Genomic DNA, 4,683 nt, shown 5'->3' with positions numbered 1-4,683 from the left:
GTTCCGCAGAAACCGTCCGCCTACCGCCTCCAGCCCCTCACCGGTTACGGCCCCCCGCACGCCGCGCCCGCCCGGCCCCCGGTGCGGCGCGAGCCGCTGCTGCGGATCTCCGGCCGCGGCAACACGATGGTGCTGACCTTCGACGACGGACCCGACCCGCGCTACACCCCCGCCGTGCTCGACACGCTGCGCGAGTACGACGTCCGCGCGATGTTCTTCGTGTGCGGCGAGATGGCCTCGTACAACAAGGATCTGCTGGCGCGGATGGCCGACGAGGGGCACGTCGTCGGCAACCACACCTGGTCGCACCCGCTGCTCACCACGATGAGCCGTGCGCAGATCCGCTCCGAGATGGAACGCACCAGCGACGTCGTCGAGGCCGCCTACGGGGAGCGCCCGCAGTGGTTCCGTGCCCCGTACGGCGCCTGGAACCGCACCACCTTCCAGCTCGGCTCCGAACTCGGCATGGAACCGCTGGCCTGGACCGTCGACACCGAGGACTGGACCACCCCCGGCACCGCGGTCATCGTCGACCGGGTGGAGAAGGGCGCCGCTCCCGGGGTCGTCGTGCTGTCGCACGACGCGGGCGGCGACCGCTCGCAGAGCGTGCGGGCCCTGCGCAGCTATCTGCCGCAACTGCTGGACTCCGGCTACCACATCACCGTCCCCCGCCGGCAGTACATCTGACCGGAGGCGGACAGGGAGGCGCCCCGCCGGCCGAGGGCCGCGCGGGGCGCTTCGGCGTCCGGGACGCCATGGCGTGCGGGGTGCGTGCGGGGGGTTCGGCGCCGGGGCCCGCCGTTCGGGTCCGGTGGTCCGGTCCCGCGGTCCGGGTCCCCGCGGTCCGGGGCCCCGCGGTCCGGGGCCCCGCCTGGCCGGGTTCCGCTCAGCGGACCTCGGCCAGGCGGGCGAACACGACGACGTTGCCGTCGTAGCCGTTCTGCTGGGAGAAACCGCCGCCGCAGGTGATGACCCGCAGCTCCGGCGCCCCCTTGGAGGCGTAGACGCGATCGCCGGGGAAGTCGTTCTTGGCGAAGACCTCGATGCCGTAGATCTCGAAGACGGCCGTCTTGCCGTCCTGGCGCCGCACCTCGACGCGGTTGCCCTTCTTCAGCGCCCCGAGCCCGTAGAACACGGCGGGGCCCTGCTTGTTGTCGACATGGCCGACGATCACCGCCGTGCCCTTCTCGCCGGGCGAGACGGCCCCGGTGAACCAGCCCGCCAGGTTCGGGTCCTCCGGCGGCGGAGCGTCCACCCAGCCGTCCGCGTCCAGGCCGACCGGCATCACCGGCGCGTCCACCTGGATCGCCGGGATGCGCACCCGGTCCACCACCGAGAACGGCAGCGCCTCGGGTGTGCGGCCGAAGACGCCCGACGCCGTGCGGGTGTCCAGGGCGGCGGCCGAGGCCGGCTGCGGCGGGCCCACGTCGAATTCCCCGGAACCGTTGCGGATGAGCGCGAGACCGGTCAGCAGAACGAGCGCTATCACGCCCCAGGGGGCGCGCCTCCTGCGACGCTCCTCCTCTTCGGCCAGCTCCGACAGCTCGGACGCAGACATTCGCCATCCCCTCTCGACACGGCCGTCACCGCGTCAATTCGCGCATGAAAGCACGCTAAGTCCGTCACGCCCGCGCGGCGACAAGGCAGCAGCGAACGGGTGGCCCTCTCCTCCTTCTGTGCGCCATCCGTGAATGCCCGCAAAGGAAATTTCTGACAGCACGTGACCTGCGGCGATATCCGATCGCGGGATTTCCGCCCGGCGTGTCGGACGATCACGGCTCACCAGGACGGACCATCCCCGAAATGCGCGCAGGCGCAAGCCATCTGAGGGTCTTTCCGGGAGGCGCTTTCTCGCCGATCGACCGGGGAACGGGTCCCGGGGCGCCTTCCGCGGAGGATCACATGCGCAACTCTCGTGGCCTGGCGGTCACTGCCGCCGCGGTCGCCGCCCTCGGCCTTGCCGCCCCCGCGGCCGTGGCGCGGGACGGCATGGGCGTCAACCCGAGCAACATCGTCGCGCTGCCCAGCGTCATCGCCCGGGGCGGGCAGCTCACCATCACCGTCGACGGCTGCCCGGCCGGCGGCACCGCGTCCTCGGACGCCTTCCCGAGCACCACCCTCACCCCGATCAACGGCGCCAACCGGACGGCGAAGGGCACCGCCACCGTCAGCCAGAACGCCCGGCCCGGCTCCCACAGCATCACCGTCAACTGCAACGGCCGTACCCTCACCAACCCGACCGCGTTCACCGTCATCGGCGGCGTCCGCGGCGGCCTGGGCGGCAGCAGCTCCAGCGGCGCGACGCCGACCGACATGGCGATCGGCGGCGGTCTCGTCGCCGCGGCCCTGCTCGGCGGCGGCGTGTTCTGGATGCGCCGCCGCTCCGAGCGTCAGGCCGCCTGACCCGGCCGTTACCCGGCCACCCGTCCGCGGGCGTCGCACACCGCGGACGGGACTTCCCCTTCCGGGACTCCGGAGATCCGCCGGGGATGTCCAGGTTTCTCACCCGAGACATGTCCCGGTTTCTCACCCGAGACAGGGCCGGGCCCCGGCACCCTTCGCCTGGGTGCCGGGGCCCGGCCCTGCCGGGTGCGCGCCCGCGTCAGGCGCCGTCCTGGCCGTCGCGCCGGCGCGCGAGATGCCAGGCCACCCCGACCGAGCCGGCGACGAGTGCGGCGCCCAGACCGATCTCCTTCGCGTCGAACCCGCCGGCACTGCCGCCCTCACCGGCGTGCACGCCCCGCGGCACCGGGTACGGCGCCGGTGTGGGGTTCGTCCGGCCGCCGCCGTCCGCGATCGCCAGGTCCGTCCAGCCGCTGACCCCGTCGCAGGTGAAGGTCACGCGGTAGGAGGCGCCCGCCTTGGCGTCGTAGTCGACCTGTGTCGTCGCCGAGTTGTGGCCGGGCCGGATGGTGACCGTGCTGAAGATGCCCGAGGTCACGGTGGCCGTGCCCTTGCATCCGCCCTGTCCGCGTTCCAGCCGGAGGCTGACCTGGCCGCCCGCCGAGATGGTCGTCGGGGCCACGCTGAAGCCGAACGGGGTGATGTTGTCGTCCCGCTGGGCGGCAGCCGCACCGGCCACGGCGGGCGGGCAGGACAGGGCGAGGGTGCCGAGGCCCAGCAGTGCGGCCGAGGCGACGCGTATCGCGCGCATGGGAAATCCTCCGGTCCCCGAGGAGCAGCTGCGGATCTGTTCCGCACGCGCCAGAAATGCACCTCGATGACCGAAACGCTAGGAACACGTGTGCGTCCCCGCGATCGCAGTCGCGCGAACGGGTCACGCGTGTGCGCCGCCCAGGGGACGGCGCTGATGCGATCGGGGGACGCGTACGGCGCGGCGCCGTGCCCGGCGCCGGACAGGCCGCTCGACCCTGCGGGCCGCGGGACGGTCCGCCGGACCCCCGCGTTCAGCCCCGCGCGTTCGGGAACACGTCGAGGAACGGCTGCATGGAGGCCGCGACGTCACGGCTGTACGGGGCGTCGAAGTCCCAGATGAGGAACAGCAGGAACGCGATGAGCGCCGAGAACAGCCCGGCGAGGACCAGTTCGCGCCGCGTCCGCTGGATCTGGAGGGCGAACACCATGCCGATGGTGATCACCGCGCCCGTGATCAGGCCGAACCACACCACGCCCGGCATCGTCGGGTCGGTGGCACCCGCCCGTGCGGTGCGCGCCTGGTCGGCGGCGGCCACCTGGTCGACGAGCGGCTGGTAGGCCTGCGCCTCGAAGTCGCTGCGCGGCTCGTAGTCGGTGATGTCCTCGCGGATGCGCTGGAACAGTTCGGTGCCGCGCTCGGTGACCTCGCCGTCGTCCCGCATCGTGCGCCACTCGGTGGTGACGACGTGTCCGACATAGGCGTTGACATCGGCACGGATGCGGTCACGCACATCCGCGGGATACACCCGTACCCGCTGGTCGATCTCGTGCAGTGCCTGCGCCTCCGCCTGCACATGGTCCTGCGCGGCGCTGCGTGCCTCCCAGACGCCCGCGATGGCCAGGCCCAGGACGATGGCGTACACCACGCCGATCCACATGGTCATGTACTCGATGACGTCCGGGGTCTCGCTGGGGTCCTCGTCTTCGGGGGCCCTGCGGTGCCGTACGACGGTGATGACGATCACCACCGCGACGGCGGCGAGCATCGCGAAGGTGAGAACGAGCCATTCCGGCAAGGGGATACCTCCTGGGGTGTCGGACGTGGAGCCGAACGCGTCACGGCATGTCGGACGCGGTGGGGTGTCGCGCGCGGCGGGGTGTACGGGCGTACGGGGTGTGCGGGCAGGGCCTGCCCCCGGGGCCGCCCGGCCGGTCGGGGTCGTCGGGCCGTCGGGCCGGTCGGTCGTGCGGCACCGGCGGGGACGGGTGCGGCGCATGGCCCGGCGGGTGCGGCGTCCGGCCTGGCGTCCCGGGCTTGGCGCGGCTCGGGCGAGGGCCGGTCAGCGCGGTCGCAGCGCGGCCACGGCGGCCAGTGCGGGCACGGTGATCAGCAGCACGTAGGTCAGCGGTGACACCGTGCGGTGCGGGGTGCGCCGGGGCGGGGCCGCGTGGTGGCGCGGGTAGGTCACCGGGCGCGCGGACGGCATCGGTGCGGGTGCGGGCGGCGGCGTACGGCGCGGGGCCGGTGTCGGCTCGGGCGCCGGCGGGGCCGGCGCGGGCCTGGCCGGGGCCGGTGCCGGCCGTGGT

5 protein-coding genes and 1 pseudogene are annotated in these 4,683 nt (G+C 73.4%); 2 read left to right on the top strand and 4 right to left on the bottom strand.

All coding sequences use genetic code 11. The annotated features are described in order from the left end of the window. On the top strand, window positions 1-687 hold a 687-nt coding region (locus MTQ10_RS28055; protein WP_247473096.1), incomplete at its 5' end, for a polysaccharide deacetylase family protein. A 199-nt stretch (window positions 688-886) separates the two neighbouring features. Here MTQ10_RS28055 and MTQ10_RS28050 read toward each other — a convergent pair. Next, on the bottom strand, window positions 887-1,558 hold the full coding sequence (locus tag MTQ10_RS28050) for a class F sortase (protein WP_247473095.1): 672 nt from the start codon (window positions 1,556-1,558) through the stop codon (window positions 887-889). A 344-nt stretch (window positions 1,559-1,902) separates the two neighbouring features. On the opposite strand from MTQ10_RS28050, the gene MTQ10_RS28045 reads away from it, so the two are divergent. Further along, window positions 1,903-2,403: a hypothetical protein gene (locus MTQ10_RS28045; RefSeq protein WP_247473094.1), complete on the top strand. Its 501-nt coding sequence runs from the start codon at window positions 1,903-1,905 to the stop codon at window positions 2,401-2,403. 199 nt (window positions 2,404-2,602) lie between these two features. On the opposite strand, the gene MTQ10_RS28040 is transcribed toward MTQ10_RS28045, so the two are convergent. The 3 genes and pseudogenes from MTQ10_RS28040 to MTQ10_RS28030 all read right to left on the bottom strand — a co-directional run. Next, on the bottom strand, window positions 2,603-3,154 hold the full coding sequence (locus MTQ10_RS28040) for a hypothetical protein (RefSeq protein WP_247473093.1): 552 nt from the start codon (window positions 3,152-3,154) through the stop codon (window positions 2,603-2,605). A gap of 253 nt (window positions 3,155-3,407) precedes the next feature. Beyond that, window positions 3,408-4,172 (bottom strand): bestrophin-like domain, encoded by a 765-nt coding sequence (locus tag MTQ10_RS28035; protein ID WP_247473092.1) that lies wholly within the window; start codon window positions 4,170-4,172, stop codon window positions 3,408-3,410. A 264-nt stretch (window positions 4,173-4,436) separates the two neighbouring features. Then, window positions 4,437-4,683, bottom strand: a pseudogene (locus MTQ10_RS28030) (hypothetical protein); the annotation flags it as partial.

The organism is Streptomyces sp. XM83C (genome assembly GCF_023072675.1).
Lineage (GTDB): Bacteria > Actinomycetota > Actinomycetes > Streptomycetales > Streptomycetaceae > Streptomyces > Streptomyces thermocoprophilus.
Note: the sequence above shows the minus strand (reverse complement) of the source record. Positions and strands in the feature narration are given on the sequence as shown.